Source organism: Candidatus Accumulibacter sp. ACC003 (assembly GCF_907163085.1).
Classification (GTDB): domain Bacteria; phylum Pseudomonadota; class Gammaproteobacteria; order Burkholderiales; family Rhodocyclaceae; genus Accumulibacter.
This window is the reverse complement of sequence record NZ_CAJQTX010000009.1, coordinates 492,413-510,873: the sequence shown is the minus strand read 5'-3', so window position 1 is coordinate 510,873 and position 18,461 is coordinate 492,413. Positions and strand designations below refer to the sequence as shown.

The 18,461-nt window shown below is 62.8% G+C and carries 13 protein-coding genes and 1 pseudogene; 1 reads left to right on the top strand and 13 read right to left on the bottom strand.

Translation table 11 applies throughout. The features are described 5' to 3' along the window. Positions 1-41 precede the first annotated feature (41 nt). The 7 genes and pseudogenes from istB to QZ656_RS20695 form a co-directional block, all read right to left on the bottom strand. Entirely contained in the window at positions 42-806 is a 765-nt protein-coding gene (istB, locus tag QZ656_RS20725; protein ID WP_291994721.1) for an IS21-like element helper ATPase IstB, read from the bottom strand. Further along, entirely contained in the window at positions 796-2,268 is a 1,473-nt protein-coding gene (gene istA / locus QZ656_RS20720; RefSeq protein ID WP_291995160.1) for an IS21 family transposase, read from the bottom strand. Before istA ends, istB begins: the two co-directional genes overlap by 11 nt. Continuing rightward, a complete protein-coding gene (locus tag QZ656_RS20715; RefSeq protein ID WP_291994725.1) occupies positions 2,265-2,657 on the bottom strand; it encodes a hypothetical protein in 393 nt (130 codons plus the stop codon). The genes istA and QZ656_RS20715 overlap by 4 nt, the downstream gene beginning before the upstream one ends. 713 nt (positions 2,658-3,370) lie before the next feature. Beyond that, positions 3,371-3,673 (bottom strand): annotated as a pseudogene (locus QZ656_RS20710) (SRPBCC domain-containing protein); the annotation flags it as partial. Between the two features lie 492 nt (positions 3,674-4,165). After that, on the bottom strand, positions 4,166-4,930 hold the full coding sequence (locus QZ656_RS20705) for a hypothetical protein (protein ID WP_291995159.1): 765 nt from the start codon (positions 4,928-4,930) through the stop codon (positions 4,166-4,168). Between the two features lie 119 nt (positions 4,931-5,049). Beyond that, entirely contained in the window at positions 5,050-7,563 is a 2,514-nt protein-coding gene (locus QZ656_RS20700) for a sodium-translocating pyrophosphatase (protein ID WP_291995158.1), read from the bottom strand. 892 nt (positions 7,564-8,455) lie between these two features. After that, positions 8,456-9,220, bottom strand: coding sequence for a hypothetical protein (locus QZ656_RS20695; protein WP_291995157.1), 765 nt, complete (start codon positions 9,218-9,220; stop codon positions 8,456-8,458). 653 nt (positions 9,221-9,873) lie between these two features. Here QZ656_RS20695 and QZ656_RS20690 point away from each other — a divergent pair. Then, positions 9,874-12,117 (top strand): 6-phosphofructokinase, encoded by a 2,244-nt coding sequence (locus QZ656_RS20690; protein ID WP_291995156.1) that lies wholly within the window; start codon positions 9,874-9,876, stop codon positions 12,115-12,117. A gap of 185 nt (positions 12,118-12,302) precedes the next feature. On the opposite strand, the gene QZ656_RS20685 is transcribed toward QZ656_RS20690, so the two are convergent. The 6 genes from QZ656_RS20685 to QZ656_RS20660 all read right to left on the bottom strand — a co-directional run bounded on the left by QZ656_RS20685 (position 12,303) and on the right by QZ656_RS20660 (position 18,035). Next, positions 12,303-13,325, bottom strand: a complete 1,023-nt coding sequence (locus QZ656_RS20685; RefSeq protein WP_291995155.1) for an AI-2E family transporter — start codon at positions 13,323-13,325, stop codon at positions 12,303-12,305. Then, a complete protein-coding gene (locus QZ656_RS20680; protein WP_291995154.1) occupies positions 13,309-14,622 on the bottom strand; it encodes a TIGR03862 family flavoprotein in 1,314 nt (437 codons plus the stop codon). Before QZ656_RS20680 ends, QZ656_RS20685 begins: the two co-directional genes overlap by 17 nt. Positions 14,623-14,624: 2 nt before the next feature. Continuing rightward, the gene (gene murI, locus QZ656_RS20675; protein ID WP_291995153.1) at positions 14,625-15,410 is read right to left on the bottom strand and encodes a glutamate racemase; all 786 of its coding nucleotides are present in this window, start codon (positions 15,408-15,410) and stop codon (positions 14,625-14,627) included. 88 nt (positions 15,411-15,498) lie between these two features. Then, entirely contained in the window at positions 15,499-15,843 is a 345-nt protein-coding gene (locus tag QZ656_RS20670) for a RidA family protein (RefSeq protein WP_291995152.1), read from the bottom strand. A 63-nt stretch (positions 15,844-15,906) separates the two neighbouring features. After that, positions 15,907-17,427 (bottom strand): fumarate hydratase, encoded by a 1,521-nt coding sequence (locus tag QZ656_RS20665; protein ID WP_291995151.1) that lies wholly within the window; start codon positions 17,425-17,427, stop codon positions 15,907-15,909. Positions 17,428-17,477: 50 nt separating this feature from the next. Beyond that, positions 17,478-18,035, bottom strand: coding sequence for a TIGR00645 family protein (locus tag QZ656_RS20660; protein WP_291995150.1), 558 nt, complete (start codon positions 18,033-18,035; stop codon positions 17,478-17,480). Positions 18,036-18,461 lie beyond the last annotated feature (426 nt).

Sequence of the window (18,461 nt, the reverse complement as noted above, 5' to 3'; positions counted from 1 at the left end):
GAACGACAGGTGCGCGCAGATCGGCCGGCAAATGGTGCCAGTCATGGCTCGATCTGGTCCTTCATGCGATAGCTCTTGCCCTCGATGATGACGGTTTCGGCATGGTGGAGCAGGCGGTCGAGGAGCGCTGAGGTCAGCGTGCTGTCGTGGTTGAAGATTTCCGACCAATGTTTGTAGGCGAGATTGGTCGTGATGACCAAGGCGCCGCGCTCATAGCGTTCGCTGATCACCTGGAAGAGCAGATCGGCGCCATGCTTGTCGATGGGCAGATAGCCGAGCTCGTCGACGACCAGCAGTCGCGGCTGCAGATACTTGCGCAGCTCGCGCTTGAGGCCACCCTGCGCCTGCGCGGCAGAAAGCGAGTTGATGATCTCGACCGCCGTGGTAAACAGCACCGGGTAGCCGTGCAGACAGGCGGTGTGGGCCAGCGCGATACTGAGATGGCTCTTGCCCAGGCCGACATTGGCCATGAAGATCACATTGCCCTTGTCCTCGATGAAACGCAGGCGAAAGAGATTCTGGATCTGCGGCCGGTTGATCTTCGTCGGCCAACTCCACTGGAACTGATCGAGCGTCTTGAGCACCGGCAATCGAGCCAGCCCGACGCGTCGCTGGATGCTGCGATCTTCACGGGCATGCGCCTCCCCTTCGATCAGGCGCGCCAGATACTCGACGTGCGACCACTGCTCGGCGCCCGCTTGCTGCGCCAGGGATTCAAAGTGCTCGCCCAGATGCGACAGTTTCAGGCTCGCCAGTTGGACGCGTAAGGCCTCGCTTGCCGCGGTGCCGGAAGCTTCAGTGCGCATGGCCATGCCCCTCATAAAGGGAGAGATCGGGTGCGGCGATCTCGATTTCCAGGAGGTCCTGGCGGCGGGTGAGATGGAGCGCACCGGCCGCCGGGATTTCGCGGGCCCGCATCTCCAGGATGTTGGCGACGTACTCACTACTGTAGGCGGCAAAGGCAATGCCATCCTGGATCGCCCGGTCGACGGCGTCGGCGCCATAGATCTCGCTCAAGGCGACGATCTTGCGCAGGTGATGGCGCGAGTTCACGCGGCGTTGCTCGATGCCCTCCAGATAGGCCGATGCGTGCCGCGAGAGACTCAGGAACTGCACCAGCAAGCGCTGCTCACGGGCATTTCGCCGCTGCGCGAGCAGCTCCTTCGGATGCTCGGGGTCCTCGATATCCTGGCGGCGATCGTAGCTGCGGACATGGCGGGCGACGAGCTTGTTCTGGTGGTAAATGCACACCCGGTCCGGGTACGCCTTCAGCGTCACCCGCTGACTCGCCAACTCGGCGGGGACCGAATAGTGGTTGCCTTCGAGCGCCACACGGAACTGCTTGGAAGCGCGCTGACTCTGGATGCGAGCGATGTCGTAGGGCATCGGATTGAGTGACTGCAGCTTCGCTTGCTCGTCCTTGAACAGGTCGACGGGTCGCTGGTGCGTTTCCCCATGGATGCGAACATTGGCGATGCTCGCCAGCCACAGCTCGGCGGCCGGGTTCACCGCGCTGAAGTCGAGAAGCTCCAGACCGTTCAGGAAATTCTTTTTGACATAACCCACACCGTTTTCGACGCGTCCTTTTTCGTGGCCTTGCCCGACGTTACACGCCGAGATCTCGAACCCCCAATGACGAGCGAAATCGACGTAGCGCGGATTGAACAGCGGCGCCTCACCGACGACGCGGGCGAGCACCGCCGATTTCAAATTGTCGATCATCAAGCGGGCTGGGCAACCCCGGAACGCCGTGAAGGCGTGCTCATGGGCGGCGAGGAAATGCTCCATGGTTTGCGAGACGGTGAACTCGACGTACATCAGGCGGCTGTAGCACAGCACCATGACGAAGAAGGACAGTCGCCGACGCGTCGAGCCGACCGCGATGCTGCCGTATTCGCCCCAGTCAACCTGGGCGCATTCCCCGGGGGCAAAGGAGAGCTTGAGAAAGGCGGGCCGACGCACCGGCCGGACCTTGCGTACATACGTCTTGACGATCGTGTAGCCGCCCGTAAAACCTTCCTCGCGCAGGCGCTGGAAGATCTGCTGCGCGCTGTACGGGTGGCTTTCCAGCAGGCGAACGATGCGCGCCTTGAAGGGGTCGAGGCGACTGCTGCGTGGTGGCGACTGGCGGGCATGAAACTGCGCGACGCCGACCCACTTCGCCACCGTGTCCGCATCCAGAGCGAGGGCGCGGGCGGTCTGCGCGATGGTCAGCTGCTGCCGATCGTGGTGATCCTTGATCTTGCAGTAGGTTTCGTAGTCGATCATGGCGTCCGTCCCAGAGCAGCGCGCAGCTGACCGATTCGGATGTCAATCTCGTCCGCTGCCAGTTCGTCCGCTTCGATGCGCCGGGCAGCATCTAGCGCCAGTACCTGGTAGAGCGGGCGTTGATAGGCGATCAGGCCGACGTGGACGAGGTCGCCACGTGCCTGGCTGAGCCGGGCAAGGCCGATCGACAGGCGCCGGCCGAGTACGGCATCCGAGTAGTAGCTGCGCCCCTGGGCGTCGGCGACGGTGACCAGAAACAGATAGAGTGCCGCCGCTGGGGGATCACAGCGATCGAGGTAAGGTTGCCGCACCAGGCGGTGGTCGACCCAGCTGAACTGGGCCGGGATCGTTCGCATCCGTTCCGGACAGAGCACCCGTTTGATGGTCATCGCCGATCCTCCCCGCCAAGATGTCATGCCCCAGTTGTAGCAGCTGGCGGGTGCTCCTGGCGATGTCATCCTGTAACGCACTGCCCGTGAATTGTGCGATAAAGCCAATCAAAACAGCGGGTTGGTCGCGCCAGACATCTTGTAACGCCGTTTCTGCCTTATTCTGGAAATCTTCAGCGATTTCAAGCGCTTGGACCGGGCAGACCTCTTGTAACGCAAGCGTTGGGGGCGACTCCGCAGCGCTTGCCTTGGGTGGTCGTCGCCAGTAGCCCGGGTGCTCAGCCCGCCAAGCCTGCACCCGCGCGACATTCTCTGGTCCGCGGAAGTAGTCCTGGTTCTCCGGTTTGGCGAGCCAGGCGCGACGACTCGCCGCCCGGCTTGCCTTCCGACAGTCCACTTTGGCGCAGTACTTCTGGCGGCCCGCGTTGCGCGCATCCGCCTGGAAGATCTCTCCGCAAAACAAACAGTTGTGCCGTCCCTGGTGCGCCATGGCTCGCCCTCCTTGCGCCGCATAATGCAACGCCATGGCATGCTACGAGGCCCCACGCGCACGCTGACGGAAAGGAGGAAAAGCGAAGAACGAAAAAGAGCGAAGAGCGAGGAAGAAGAGCCAGCAAACCCTTCAGAGGAAAGCCGTCGAAGAAGATCGACGAAGAAAATACACGACTTTCAAACCGCCAGAATTAACGGACTTTCAGAACGCCGCTGACAAAGGTGATTGTCGTTTGCATTTCGCCGGGCAAGTTCGGGTCGTCGAAGCGGTCGGTGTAGCGAATCTTCTCGGCTGGCACGAGTTCGCAGTACTCGCCACCGAAGGCATGCTCGCCGCCGGTCGAAAAGTTTGTGAAAGACATCTTGTAGGTACCGCCCACTTTGACGTCCATGTGCTGAACCGAGCACGTGAAACCGTAGGGCGGGAGCCACTTGGCGATTGCCGCGGCTTCCAGGAATGCTCGATAGATGCGCTCGGGGCTCGCGCGGAGTACGCGGTGAAGTCGGATAGTGCCGGTGTTCATGACTATTTCTCCTTTCGATTGACTACTAGCCGGGCCGCCCCGCTGCGCTTCCCTGAGATATCGCGGGAAGTGGTCGCGTGCCGGCTGCCGGTCTGCCGATCAGTGGATTGGACTCCAGTATATTGATCGCTCAATGGCCTGTCCTGTGATCTTCGCGACGGGTGGGTGGCCTCCCGCCATGCCGCTTGTCGTGCCGTTCAGACACGCCGCATGGGGCCTCCGCCGACCGCCACCTTGCCCTGTTGGGCAAGCAACGGGAGCTGCCCGACGGTGGCTTCTTGGTCGGCCGAATCAAGACCACGCACGTCGTCGACGACGCGCAGCGGCGGCGCTGGTCGGAATGACGGGCGACAGGAGATGGCTCCGACGAGGCTCCTTGCTCAAGAACACCGTGTTGAACCGCCCGCGATGCCGGTGCGCGTGCGGCGAACTGGCACACCGGACGGCTGGCAGGCGGACGATGCACGATCGTTTGAGCGATTGCGCAGGCCATCACAGATTGGCCGAACGCCACCAATTGCTGTGATCCTTGCGCAGCACGTCGTGCGAGAGCATCGGGTAATGGACGAGGTCCTCACCAATTCCCAGGTAGAAACCGCCCTTTACCATCCGGTACGGAAACTGCAGCGAGTGCACGCGGTGCACGAGTTTGTTCTGCTTTGACCCCGGCCGCAGTTCCAGCAAGGCTTCACGCAGGTGCAGCAGGAACGAATACGGCAGATCGCCTTCCTGGCCGTTCTCGGGGTCGCGTGCCAGCGGGCCGAGTTCGAGTTCGACAAAACACATCCCGGGGAAGCGGAAAAACTTTGATGGATGGGTGGTCACGTCCGCGTAATACTTTGCGGGCTCCAGGAGGCTGACCACCAGGCTGTTGATCGGCGCCAGATCCTGAAACATGTGCCGTTCCTGATCGGGTTGCGGCAGCCCCTTGGCACGCTTCAAGCCCAGCGTTGCGCCCATCGCGGTCGTCAGGTAGAGCTGGCCGATGGCATCCATCGAGAGATGCTCCATGACGCGATACATCGAGATATAGACGGAGTTCTTCGGCGTACCGTCCTGCTTTTCCGCGCAGCGCGCAAATGCCCCATCGATGTCGAAGTATTCATGGCGGAAAGACGGGTCGATCTCGAAAAACAAGGCCTGCCCCTTCGACTTGAACTTGTGGCCAGTCGCGTAGTATTGGCCGAACTCCTCCGGTGGCAGCATCGACGCGATCAGTGCTTCGGGAATCAGCGAAAAGTAGAGATGTACGGACATGTTGGAATCCTCCCTGAAATAATCGAGCTTATTCGACATTCTTGTTGATGGCCGCGTTGGCGATACGCCGCGAAGCACCGCTAGCGGGGCCGCACGTATATCGCCAACGCCGCGTATTTCTACAGCGCCGCTTTCTTGGCGATGATACGCATCCCGTAGAAGCTACGGAATACGAAAACGAGGTTCACGACAAGGAACAGAGACGCCAGGGCAAATACCAGTCCCTGCTGTCCCTGTGCCTGCAGCCCGACCGCCATCTCGACCGCCAGCAAGCCGAATAGCGTCGTGAACTTGATGATTGGGTTCATGGCCACCGAGGCGGTATCCTTGAACGGGTCGCCGACGGTGTCGCCGACCACCGAAGCGTTGTGCAGATCGGTCCCCTTGGCGTGCATTTCTGTTTCGACGATCTTCTTGGCGTTGTCCCATGCGCCCCCGGCATTGGCCATGAATACGGCCTGGTAAAGACCAATGATCGCCAGCGAGATGAGATAGCCGATAAAGAAGAAGGGTTCGATGAAGGCGCAAGCCAGTGTTCCGAAAAATACCGCCATGAAGATGTTGAACATGCCTTTCTGGGCGTAGATCGTGCAGATCTCGACAACCTTCTTGCTGTCCTTGGGCGACGCCTTGACCACCGCATCGAGTCGGATGTGCGTGCTGATGAACTCCACCGCCCGGTAGGCACCTGTCGATACGGCCTGCGTGCTGGCGCCGGAAAACCAGAAAATCGTTGCTCCACCGGCGACCAGGCCGAGCAGGAATGGCGGGTGCAGCAAGGACAGTTTGTCGAGGTTTTCCGTCAGGCCGCCGGTGAGCAGCATGACGATCGAAAAGACCATGGTCGTCGCGCCGACGACCGCGGTGCCGATCAACACCGGCTTGGCCGTGGCCTTGAAGGTGTTGCCGGCGCCATCGTTCTCCTCGAGCAGGAATTTCGCCGAAGTGAAGTCGACATCGACGCCGTAATCGCTCTTGAGTTCAGCTGCGACACCGGGAACCTGCTCGATCATCGACAGTTCGTAGACCGACTGCGCGTTGTCGGTGACCGGGCCGTAGCTATCGACGGCAATCGTGACCGGGCCCATCCCCAGGAAGCCGAAGGCGACCAGCCCGAAAGAGAAGACCGCGGCCATCATCGCCGCCTTGGCGGAATCGGGATTGATCACCGCGGTCAGCTCGTACTGCGACACGATGTAAGAAGCAGACATCAGCCCGACGATAATCACGCCGATCCAGAATGCCGAGAAATACCCAGCGACCAGGCCCGACAGGATGTTGAGGCTGGCGCCACCGGCCTCGGACGCCGTCACCACTTCGCGGACGTGCTTGGACTTGGTCGACGTGAAGACTTTCACCACCTCGGGGATGATGGCGCCGGCCAGTGTGCCGAGGGTGATGATCAGCGAAAGCTGCCACCAGAGGTCGGGGTAGGCGCTACCGTTGGCGCTGAAGTTGCCGATCAGCAGGTAGGACACGATGAAGGTGATGATCAGCGAAACGACCGATGTGATCCACACCAGCGAGGTCAGCGGCGCTTCGAAATTGAAGCGTTGTTTGTTGCCATACAGGTGCTGCGCGATGATCTGGTTGCCGACGTATGAAATGCCCGAGGCGACGATCATCATGACGCGCATGGCAAACAGCCAGACCAGCAGCTGCACCTGCACCGCGGGTTCGGGAACAGCAAGCATGATGAAGCTGATCAGCGCCACGCCGGTGACACCGTACGTCTCGAAACCGTCGGCGGTCGGGCCGACCGAGTCGCCGGCATTGTCGCCAGCACAGTCGGCGATCACCCCGGGGTTGCGCGCGTCGTCCTCCTGGATGCCGAATTCGATCTTCATCAAGTCGGAACCAATGTCGGCGATCTTGGTGAAAATGCCCCCGGCTATGCGCAGCGCGGCGGCGCCCAGCGATTCACCGATGGCAAAGCCGATGAAGCATTTACCGGCCAGTGAGGCCGGTACGAAGAGCATGATACAGAGCATGATCAGCAGCTCGGTCGAGATCAGCAGCATGCCAATCGAGATTCCCGAGGTGATCGGAATGGCGTAGAGCTGATAGGGTTTGGCGACCAGAGAGGCGAATGCCGTGCGGCTGTTGGCCAGGGTATTGATGCGTATGCCAAACCACGCCACGCCGAAAGACCCGGCGATACCGATCAGCGAAAACATCAGGATCGTTACCACGTCGGAAACCGGCAGGTGCTGCACGAAATAGAAATAGCCGATCATGATCACCGCCGTGAAGGCCTGCAGAATCAGCAGGAATTTGCCCTGGGTAATCATGTAGGTCTTGCAGGTCTCGTAGATCAGTTCGCTGATTTCGGCCATCGAGCGATGCACGGGCAGGCGGCGAATCTGGCGATAGATGACGGCGCCGAAGATCAGGCCAGCGATCGCCACAAGCAGCCCGTAGGACAGTAATGTCGAGCCGGAGATGCCGCCCAGGAAGCTTACCAGCGAGGTGTCGCCAAGGTCGGGCAAAACGAGGTTGACCTCCGAGATGTGGCCCTCGGTGGCGGCGAAGGCAGGTAGCGAAGCCACGCTAAGCAGGGCAAGCCAAGCCAACAACAGGAAGCGCGCGAAGCCGCTCCGTGGAGGCGCCAATGCGTTATGAGTGAATGTCATATCAGGGGTCCAAAAAGAGTTAATGTCCTTCTCGTTATATCCTTGCCAATGTCCTGTTGACCGGGCAGCGGGACTCGAGACTTGATACCGGCGCGGCGAGTATCTCCACCCCGGTCAGCCGTGTCAAGCGCATGAAACGGCGGCTTTTGTGCCCGGATTTCGTGAGGAATTGTCGGCCCGTCAGAAAGCATTGCGAGCCTGACTGAGCTGCCGCGGCAAGGCTGATTTGTCAGTTGTATCAAGGCGTATGCCGATCAGCGTGGCGACCAGGATACGCCTGCAGCGGAAAACCATAGGCATGTTGCCGCACAGGTGGCGCGCTCATCGAGACGACCCTCGATAAACCATTCCAGCCTATCGTAAAACGCCTTGCGCATAGTCGCTGATGGCGCGGAGATAGCCGAAAAAACAGGGCGCAGGCAGCCGCGTGTTTTATCAATCATCGTTGACGATAATTCATAAAACATGCAAAAAGGGTTATTCCAGGTGGGAGTTATTTATTTCGCGCTTGACGAGAATTCCGCGCTTTTGTTTCGAGGCGTCTGGCTGTTGCGCTTTGGTAAGCGCTCAAGAACGCCGAAGCAGCCGAGCACGAACGTGTGGCAGCGTCATTGAGTGCTGCAAGAGCGTGACGAGGCGGGGGCGTCGGAGCCGCTCAGCGCCATGGCCACCGTCAAGGGTGGCCGTACTCCGCGGCGTAAGTCACTGTTCCTCGTGGTCGGTGGCCATCACCTTCCGCACACTGCGTCGCGCGAAGCAGACGTTTTGGGCGCCCCAGGCGCCTTTCTGGCTGCTGTCTGGTACGAAAAAGCCGAGATAGTCTCCCATCTCGGCTCACGGCAAAGCTGCCAGGGCAGATCCCCCGGCATTGCCGGGGATGCTTACAAAGCGCTTACAGATTGCACGAGCGCCACCAGTGGCTGTGATCCTGGCGCAGGACCTGATGCGAAGGCATTTGGTAAAAGGCCAGATCGGTGCCGTTACCCATATAGATGCCGTTCTTGATCATGCGGTACGGGAAGTCCAGCGAGTGCACCCGATGCACCAGCTTGCTTTGCTTGCCAGATGGATCCACTTCCAGCAAGGCTTCGCGCAGGTGGTGCACGAACGAATACGGCAGATCGCCGACGGCGCCCGCGGCGGGATTCGTCGCCAGTGCACCGAGTTCCAGCTCGACGAAGCACAGGCCAGGGAAGCGAATGAACTTATTCGGCGTGCTCGTGATGTTGTCATAGTAAGTCGTCGGGTCCTGCGCGCTCACCACCAGGCTGTTGATCGGTGCCAGGTCCTGGTACATATGCAGGCCCTGTCCTTTCGCCGGCAGCGAAGGCGAGCGGCTCAAGCCCAGCGTCTGGCCATAGGCGGTGCTCAGATACAGTTTGCCAAGAGCGCTGACCGGGATGTGTTCAAGTACCCGGTAGACCGAAATGTACACCGAGTTCTTGGGCGTCCCGTCCGGGTGCGCGACACACTTCTTGAAGCCCTCGTCGATGTTGAAGAACTCATGACGGAAGTTTGCGTCGACCTCGAAGAAGATCGCTTGCCCCTTCGATTTGTAGCTGTGGCCGGTAGAGTAATACTGCCCGAACTCCTCGGGTTCCAGCATGGAGGCGATCAGTGCTTCAGGGACCAGCGAGAAGTAGAGATGTATCGTCATGATTGTGTACTTTCTCCAAGATGAGATTGTCTGGACAAGGTGCCATCGTCGGAAGATGCCGATGGTTACACATAAAACAATGGGGGTTTTTTGTGGCGGCCTCGACTCGATCGTTCGCATTATACGAGGAATGGCCAGGCGAAGCCTAGCAGCCGTGCCCGGCTTGACGTCGCCGCGATGGGAAGGTTTCGCAACGCGCTAAGGGTGCCGCTTTGCTGCGGCTTTCCGCAGCGTTTTGCCAGCCGTGAAAGCCCTGCGGCCAGGCGCCCAAGGTGGCAAGCGAGGAAGGCCGGCAAGCCACCGTTGCTGTACCTGCGTCGCTGACGATCGACCGCGCTGTCGGCACTGACCGCGCACCCGGGGGTGTCAGGGCGCGCTGCTCGCCAGATGGGTAATGATCGCTTGTTGTACCGTTGCCGCGACTTTTGTACGACGCTTGATTGATTCTCGGAGAAGTCTTCTTGGCGATCTTGAACATGCGGTAAGCTCCGCTCTATCCCGCTCTTGACAGCCGAACGGCCATGACGTGTCGAGACACTCACGATAATCAAAGTCATGGCCATTTCCCTCAAACCAGACCCTTCTTCCGCCAGGGGGAAAAGGGAGACTCGTGAGTCGCGGACGCGACTTTCACGCTAAGGAAGATCGTATCCATGGACAGCAGTTACGCAAACAGCATTGGTGTCTTGACCAGTGGTGGCGACGCACAAGGAATGAATGCCGCGGTGCGCGCGGTGGTTCGCTCGGCGCTGCATCGGGGCATCACGGTACACGCCATTCTTGAAGGCTATCAGGGCATGGTGGACGGTGGCGACCGCATTCGTGCGCTCTCCTGGGACGATGTTGGCAGCATTTTGCATCAGGGCGGCACAGTCATCGGCACGGCCCGTTGTCCGGCGTTTCGCGAGCGGGAAGGGCGGCTTATCGCCGCCCGCAACCTGCTCCAGCACGGCATCGACCGGTTGGTGGTCATCGGCGGTGACGGCAGCTTGACCGGCGCCAACCTGTTTCGCCAGGAGTGGCCGGATCTGCTGGCGGAGCTTGTCCAGCGCGGCGATATTGATGAGGCCACGGCGCAGGAGCACCCGGCGCTGATGATTGCCGGGCTGGTGGGATCGATCGACAACGACATGGTCGGCACCGACATGACGATCGGTGCCGACTCGGCCCTGCATCGGATCGTCGAGGCGATCGACGCCATCACCAGCACGGCGGCCAGCCACCAGCGCACCTTCGTGGTCGAGGTGATGGGCCGGCACTGCGGCTATCTGGCGCTGATGAGCGCCATCGCCGGCGGTGCCGACTACGCGCTGATCCCGGAAAACCCGCCGACCGACGACTGGGAGCAGGAGATGTGCGAGCGGCTGCGCAACGGTCGGGCGGCCGGTCGCCGCGATAGCATCGTGATCGTCGCCGAAGGCGCGCGCGATCGCGAAGGCCATCCGATCAGCAGCGATCAGGTGCGGCAGGTCCTGCAAGACCGGCTTGGTGAGGACACGCGCGTGACCATCCTCGGGCACGTCCAGCGCGGTGGCAAACCCAGCGCCTTCGACCGCTGCATGAGCACCCTGGTTGGCCATGCCGCGGTGCAGGAGTTGTTGTCGGCCACTCCGGACAGCGAACCGCAGATGCTCGGCATGCGCTATAACCGCGTGCGCAGCGCACCGTTGATGCGCTGTGTCGAGCAAACCCACGCCGTCGCTCGCAAGATTGCCGAGCACGACTATGCAGCAGCGATGGAGTTGCGCGGCAGCAGCTTCACCGAGATGTTTGAAACCTTCAAGGCCATGGCCGGGGCGCCGCCCAGCGTGACCCCACCGGCGCGTCCGCGCCGGCTCGCCGTTCTCCACGGTGGCGGCCTGGCGCCGGGAATGAACACCGCGGCCCGCGCCGCCGTCCGGCTCGGACTCGATCGCGGTCACACCATGCTGGGAGTGCGTGGCAGCTTCGAGGGCCTGCTTGCCGGCCGCATCGAGGAGTTGAGTTGGGGTGACGTCGAGGGCTGGGCCGCCATGGGCGGCGCCGAACTCGGTACCAGCCGGCAGGCGCCGACTGTCGAGCAACTCTATGCCGTGGCGCGAGCGCTGGAAACCCACCGCATCGATGGCTTGCTGATCATCGGCGGCTGGATGGCCTACAAGGTCGCCCACCATCTGTACAGCGAACGCGAACGCTATCCGGCGTTCAAGATTCCGATCATATGCCTGCCGGCAAGCATCGATAACAACCTGCCGGGTTCGGAGCTGAGCATTGGTGCCGACACCGGCCTCAATGTCATCGTCGAGTCGCTCGACCGGATCAAGCAGTCAGCGATGGCGGCACGACGTTGCTTCGTCGTCGAGGTCATGGGCCGCAACTGTGGCTATCTGGCGCTGATGGGCGGTCTGGCCAGCGGCGCCGAGCGCATCTACCTGCCCGAGGAAGGCGTCACGCTCAAGGACTTGCAGGCCGACGTCGAGCGCATGATCGAGGGCTTTCGCGGCGGTCGCCGTTTCTACCTGACGATTCGCAACGAGCGCGCCAACGCGCAGTACACCACCGATTTCATGTGCCGGCTGTTCGAGGAGGAAGGGCACGGCCTGTTCGACGTGCGGCAGGCGATCCTCGGGCACGTTCAGCAGGGTGGCAACCCTTCGCCCTTCGATCGCGTACTGGCCACCCGGCTGGCGGCGCACTGCGTTGATTTCCTGACCCGGGAACTCGAGCGCGGCTCGTCTGCGGGCGCCTATATCGGCCTCGTCGAGGGTAAGGTAAGGATCTCTCCGATCAACCGCATGCACGATGTCGTTGATCTGGAGCATCGTCGTCCGATCGAGCAATGGTGGCTGGATTTGCGGCCGGTAATGCAGGCCATGGCGCGGCCGACGGCGAAAGCCCGGGATTCGGCGCCCGGCTAAATAGAGCCTTGCGGGGGCGGTCTGTTGAGCGCCTGGGCATCTGGGAAGAGAACGGGGCGCGTGGGACGGGTAACGGCCTGGCTGGCGGTTATGACAGTTCAACCTCGGTCGTAGCGCGGAAACGAACGAGGCGAACAGGCACAAGACCGGTAGGCACAAGGTCCGCCCCTACCGGGTTTTGCCGTTCAGATCAGCCGCCGACTGGCGAGTTCGTCTTTCAGCCAGGCGTAGCAGATCGGTGCGGCGGCCAGACCGGCGAGGCCGAAGCTGCTTTCCATGAGCAGCATCGCTGTCAGCAGCTCCCAGGCCCTGGCCCGGATCTGGCTGCCGACGATGCGCGCGTTGAGGAAATATTCGAGTTTGTGGATCAGGATCAGGAAGGCCAGCGACGACATCGCGACGCCGGGCGAGTGCGCCAGGCTGACGATGAAAATCACCGTATTGGAAACCAGGTTGCCGACTACCGGCAGCAGGCCGGCGATGAAGGTGACGACGATCATCGTCTTGGTAAGCGGCAGGTGCACGCCCACTAGTGGCAGGACGACGGCCAGGTACAGCGCGGTGAACAAGGTGTTCAGCGCCGATATGCGGAGCTGTGCGAAGACCACCCGCCGGAAGGCCTCGCCGAGGCGGAGGAGTCTCTCGGACAGCGCGCGCGCCAGTGGCCCCATGCCCTCGGGGTCGCGCGCCTCGCGTAACGACGCCATGGCGCCGATGATCATGCCGAGCAGCAGGTGCAGCAGTAGATGGCCGGTTTCCTTGCCGATCAGTTGCAGGTCCGCCGAATGCTCGCGTAGCCAGCGGCCGGCACTTTCGCGCAGCGCCACGCTGTCGCGCGGCAGGATCTCTGCCAGCCAGGCCGGCAAGGTCGAGCGCGAACTCTCGAGGATCTCGGCCATCGTCGCCAGGAGCGCCGCGAAACTACCGCGCTCGCTGCCCAGGAAAGCAATCGTCGCCAGCACGGCGGCGGTCACCACGCCGAATACCAGCAGCGCCAGCAGGCCGACGGCGGCCTCGCGAGCGCGGCTGCTCGACAGGTGTCTGGCAAAGAACGGCGCCAGTACATGCACCAGCTGATAGACCAGCAGCCCGGCGATCAGCGCCGGCAGCAGGTGCACCTCGATGATCGTCAGCATCGCCACTACGGCAAGAATCCACGACGCGTACTGGCAGGCGCTGTCACGCTGCAGGCTATTCATGATCGTCATCCCAATGTGCTGGCGCGCTGGTGCCGACCCGCTGCCCTTGCGATTCGCGTAGCCAGGCCAGCGCGCCGCGGCCGGCGGCGTGGCCGCTGGCCAGGCACGCGGTCAGCAGATAACCGCCGGTCGGTGCTTCCCAGTCGAGCATCTCGCCAGCGCAGAACACTCCCGGCAAATTGCGCAGCATCAATTGTTCGTCGAGCGCGTCGAAGCATACGCCGCCGGCGGTGCTGATCGCTTCGTCGATTGGTCGCGTGCCAAGCAGTCGTAGCGGCACTGACTTGATTGCCGCGCCGAGGCGCCCGGCGTCGAGGAAGTCGTCTGCTGCCGTACATTCGCGCAACAGCGCGACTTTGGCGCCCTTGAGCCGCAAGCGGCTCTGCAGGTGGCTGGCGAGGGAGCGCGCGCCGCGCGGTCGCGCCAGCTCGGCGACGACGCGCGCCATTTCGTGCTCGGGTAGCAGATCGACGTGCAGCGTCGCCGAGCCGTTGCCGTCGATGGCGTCGCGCAAGGCCGCCGACAGCGCGTAGATCAGTCCGCCTTCGACGCCGTTGGCGGTGAGCAGGAATTCCCCGCGTCGGCGATGGCCGACGCCGGCCGCGTCGACACACGAAGCGCCGACCGACTTGATCGGCTGGCCGGCAAAACGTTGGCGAAGGTGCTCGCTCCAGGCGATGTCGAAGCCGCAATTGCTCGGCCGCAGCGGCGCCAGAGCGACGCCGGCGTCTGCCAGGAGCGGCTGCCAGCGTCCGTCCGAACCGAGCCTGGCCCAGCTGCCGCCGCCGAGCGCCAGCACCAGCGCAGCGCTGTCGTGCTGCCGGTCGCCGTGCGGCGTCGAAAAACCAAGTCGGGTGTGACCGTCCGGCAGTCGCGTCCAGGCAGTCCAGCGGTGGCGCACGTGGAAGCGTACGCCACCGGCGCGCAGTCGCTGCAGCCAGGCGCGCAGCAGCGGCGCGGCTTTCATTTCGGTCGGGAAGACGCGTCCGGAACTGCCGACGAAGCTGGCGACTCCCAGGCCGTGCATCCACGCGCGCAAAGCGTTCGGTCCGAAGGCCTCGAGCCAGGGCGTGACCTGCGTCTGGCGGGCGCCATAACGGCTACGAAACTGCTCATCCGGTTCCGAATGGGTGATGTTCAGGCCACCTTTGCCGGCCATCAGCAGCTTGCGGCCGACCGACGGCATGGCGTCGTAGACATCGACGCTGACGCCGCCCTGGCTGGCGATCTCGGCGGCCATCAGGCCGGCCGGGCCAGCGCCAATGACGGCCAGCGCCGGCGGTGCTGCGGCAGCAGGCGGCCGCATGCTCACGTCAGCGCCAGGCGCGCGGCACCGCTCAGGCGGTCGCTGAGCCAGCTCAGGCCGAGTGCGGGCAGCGCCGCTTGCAGTCGTTCGGGGTGGGCGGTGGCGAGCAGCGTCAAGCGACCCTGGCCCAGCGCCGTCGCGCCGGCCAGGCGGACGCATTGGCGGGCGACGGCTTCGGCGACGTCGACCAACGTCGCGCGCTGCGCGACGATGGCTTCGAGCAGCGGCCGCAGGAAGGCGTAGTGGGTGCACCCGAGGACGATCTGGTCGGCGCCGGCGGCGAGCAGCGGCGCCAGATGCCGCCGGGCTTCGTCGGCAAAGTCGGGGTCGTCGAGCTGCAATGTTTCGACACGCGTCGCCCAGCCGGGGCAGGCCTCGACGGCGACCTGTACGCCGCCGGCGTGCGCTTCGATGAGCTGTGCCAGGCGCTGGCTGCGGGCCGTCGATGCCGTAGCCAGTACCGCGATGCGGCCGCTGCGCGAGGCCGCCGCCGCCGGCTTGACGCCCGGCTCGACGCCGACTAGCGGCAGTCCCGGAAGTTGTTCGCGCAAGGCGGCAACGGCCGCTGCGGTGGCCGTATTGCAGGCCACGACGATCAATGTGCAGCCCTGTGCGGCGAGGTGTTTGCCGATGGCCAGCACGCGTTGGCGGATGAAGGCGTCGTCGCGGTCGCCGTAGGGCACATGCGCGGTGTCGGCGAAGTACAGCAGATCGGCTTGTGGCAGCGCGCTGGCGATTGCCGCCAGGACCGACAGGCCGCCGAGGCCGCTATCGAAAATGCCGATCATCGGCGCTGGCCTTTGATCGACGCCCGCGCCCGCCTGGTGCGCCGTTTCTGCAGCCGCGCAGGCGGTCGCCAGAGCGTCTGACGTTCCGTCAGCGGGCAGCAATGACCGCGACTTCAAGCAGGAAATCGTGATGGCGTAGATTCGCTTCAATGCAGACGCGAGCTGGCGCGCTGCCGCATGGCAGCCATGCGTCCCAAATCGCATTCATCGCGACGGCGTCTTCGATATCGCGCAGGTAGATGGTGACCATCAGCAGGCGTGTTTTGTCGCTGCCGGCCTGGGCCAGCAGTTGCTCTATCCCGGCGAGGACTTCGCGGGTTTGCGTAGCGACATTGGCGTCCAGGGTTTGCGGCCTTTCGACCAGATAGATGGTGTTGCTGTACGCGCAAACGTCCGAATGGCGCTGCGTCGTGCCGTGCCGCTCGATGGCCATGGGGTATCTCCTGCGGCGAGCAAGCCGGCAGCCCGCCGGCCTGCTCGCCGCCCTTGCGATCACTCAGGCGACGGCGACCGGGATCTTGCCGATCCGCGCCTGCCATTCTTTCGGTCCGGTGTTGTGCACCGAGGTGCCGGTCGAATCGACGGCGACGGTCACCGGCATGTCCTTGACCTCGAATTCGTAGATCGCCTCCATGCCAAGGTCGGCAAAACCGGCGACGCGGGCGGTCTTTATCCCTTTGGCGACCAGGTAGGCAGCACCGCCGACGGCCATCAGGTACGCCGATTTATGCTTCCTGATCGCTTCGATCGCCGCCGGACCACGCTCGGCCTTGCCGACCATCGAGATCAGGCCGGTCTCGGCGAGCATCATTTCGGTAAACTTGTCCATTCGCGTCGCCGTCGTCGGGCCGGCCGGGCCGACGACTTCGTCACGGACCGGGTCGACCGGGCCGACGTAGTAGATCACGCGATTGGTGAAATCGACCGGCAAGGCTTCGCCTCTGGCCAGCATGTCCTGAATGCGCTTGTGCGCCGCGTCGCGGCCCGTCAGCATCTTGCCGTTTAGCAGCAGCGTCTGGCCGGGCTTCCAGCTGGCGACTTCGGCCGGTGTCAGCGTGTCGAGGTTGACCCGCGTCGAGGTTTCGGTGTTTGGTGTCCAGTTGACCTTCGGCCACTCGTTGAGGTCTGGCGGTGTCAGCGTTGCCGGTCCCGAACCGTCGAGATGGAAATGCGCGTGCCGCGTTGCCGCGCAGTTGGGGATCATCGCCACCGGCAGGCTGGCGGCGTGCGTCGGGTAGTCGAGGATCTTGACGTCGAGGACGGTCGTCAGGCCGCCCAGTCCCTGCGCGCCGATACCCAGCGCGTTGACCTTTTCGTACAGCTCGAGACGCAGTTCCTCGACGCGATTGCTGGCGCCGCGGGCGATCAGCTCGTGGATGTCGACCGGCGCCATCAGCGATTCCTTGGCCAGCAGCATCGCCTTCTCGGGCGTGCCGCCGATACCGATGCCGAGAATCCCCGGTGGGCACCAGCCAGCGCCCATTGTCGGCACCGTCTTGAGCACCCAGTCGACGATCGAGTCGGAGGGGTTGAGCGCGTAGAACTTGGACTTGTTTTCCGAACCGCCGCCCTTGGCGGCGCAGATCACTTCGACGTGGTGGCCCGGGACGATCTCGTAATGCACCACCGCCGGGGTGTTGTCGCGCGAGTTCTTGCGCGCCCCGGCCGGGTCGAGCAGGACCGATGCGCGCAGCTTGTTATCCGGGTCGTTGTACGCCCGACGAACGCCCTCGTCGCACATTTCCTGCACCGACAGGGTGGCGTCCCAGCGCACGTCCATGCCGACCTTGAGGAAGATCACCGCGATCCCGGTGTCCTGGCAGATCGGCCGGTGACCCTCGGCGCACATCCGGCTATTGGTCAGGATCTGGGCGATCGCATCTTTCGCCGCCGGGCTCTGCTCGCGCTCGTAGGCTGCGCCGAGCGCCTTGATGTAGTCCAGCGGATGATAGTAGCTGATGTACTGGAAGGCGTCGGCGACGCTCTGAATGAAGTCTTCCTGCTTGATGGCGGTCATTTCAGGCTCTCTCTGGTAGGCGCGGGCGGCTGCCCGCAGCGGGTGTAGGTTCAGTGCCTCGCGAGGTGTTGGGCTTTGCTCATGGCCAGGGTCTGGGTCATGATCCGGTCGACCCACACCATCGCCAGCGCCGACAGCAGGAACACCGCATGGATGATCACCTGCCACTTGATCGTGTGCTCGTTGAGGTTCTCGGCGTTGATAAAGGTTTTCAGCAGATGGATCGACGAGATGCCGATGATCGCCGTCGACAACTTGATCTTGAGCACGCCGGCATTGACGTGCGACAGCCATTCGGGCTGGTCCGGATGGTCTTCGAGATTGAGTCGCGAGACAAAGGTCTCGTAGCCGCCGATGATCACCATGATCAGCAGGTTGGCGATCATGACCACGTCGATGAGGCCGAGGACGACCAGCATCACCTCGGTTTCGTTGATCCGGGTGGCGCTGAAGAAAAGGTTCTGGATGAGGTGCGACAGCTCGACCATGAACAAGTAGACATAGACGCCCTGGGCGATCACCAGGCCGAGATACAACGGCGCCTGCAGCCAGCGGCTCCAGAAAATGAAGGTCTCGAGTTTTTGCACGGTCGGTTGTAGCGCTGCCATTTCGTGTCAGTTCGGGAACATTTAGAAGGCCAGATTTTACCGTGAAAGTCGCGTCCGCAACGCGCTGATCGCCCTTTTCCCCGCTCGAGAACAAGGGGTATCGAATGCGTCGGGAAATTCAGCAAGCATGCACCATGCCGGTCGAACGATGCCGGCGTGCAAGCCGGAATGCGCACGGCGAGTGCGCGAATCGGTGATCACCTGCAGTTGCAGAGAAATGCCGATGGCGGGCGTGCGGCACGGCGCTGGCGTAAGTGGTGTGTAAGATTGGCAGCGTTTAATCCTCGGCTGTTGTCGTGACAGCCGGTGCCCCGCGAGCGTTATTATCTGTCTGCCGCCATGCGGGGGCCGCGAACACCGGGTTCTTTTTCACTTTGCTGCATCGACTTCTTGAATCCTCTACCAATACTGCACAGGAGATGGGAC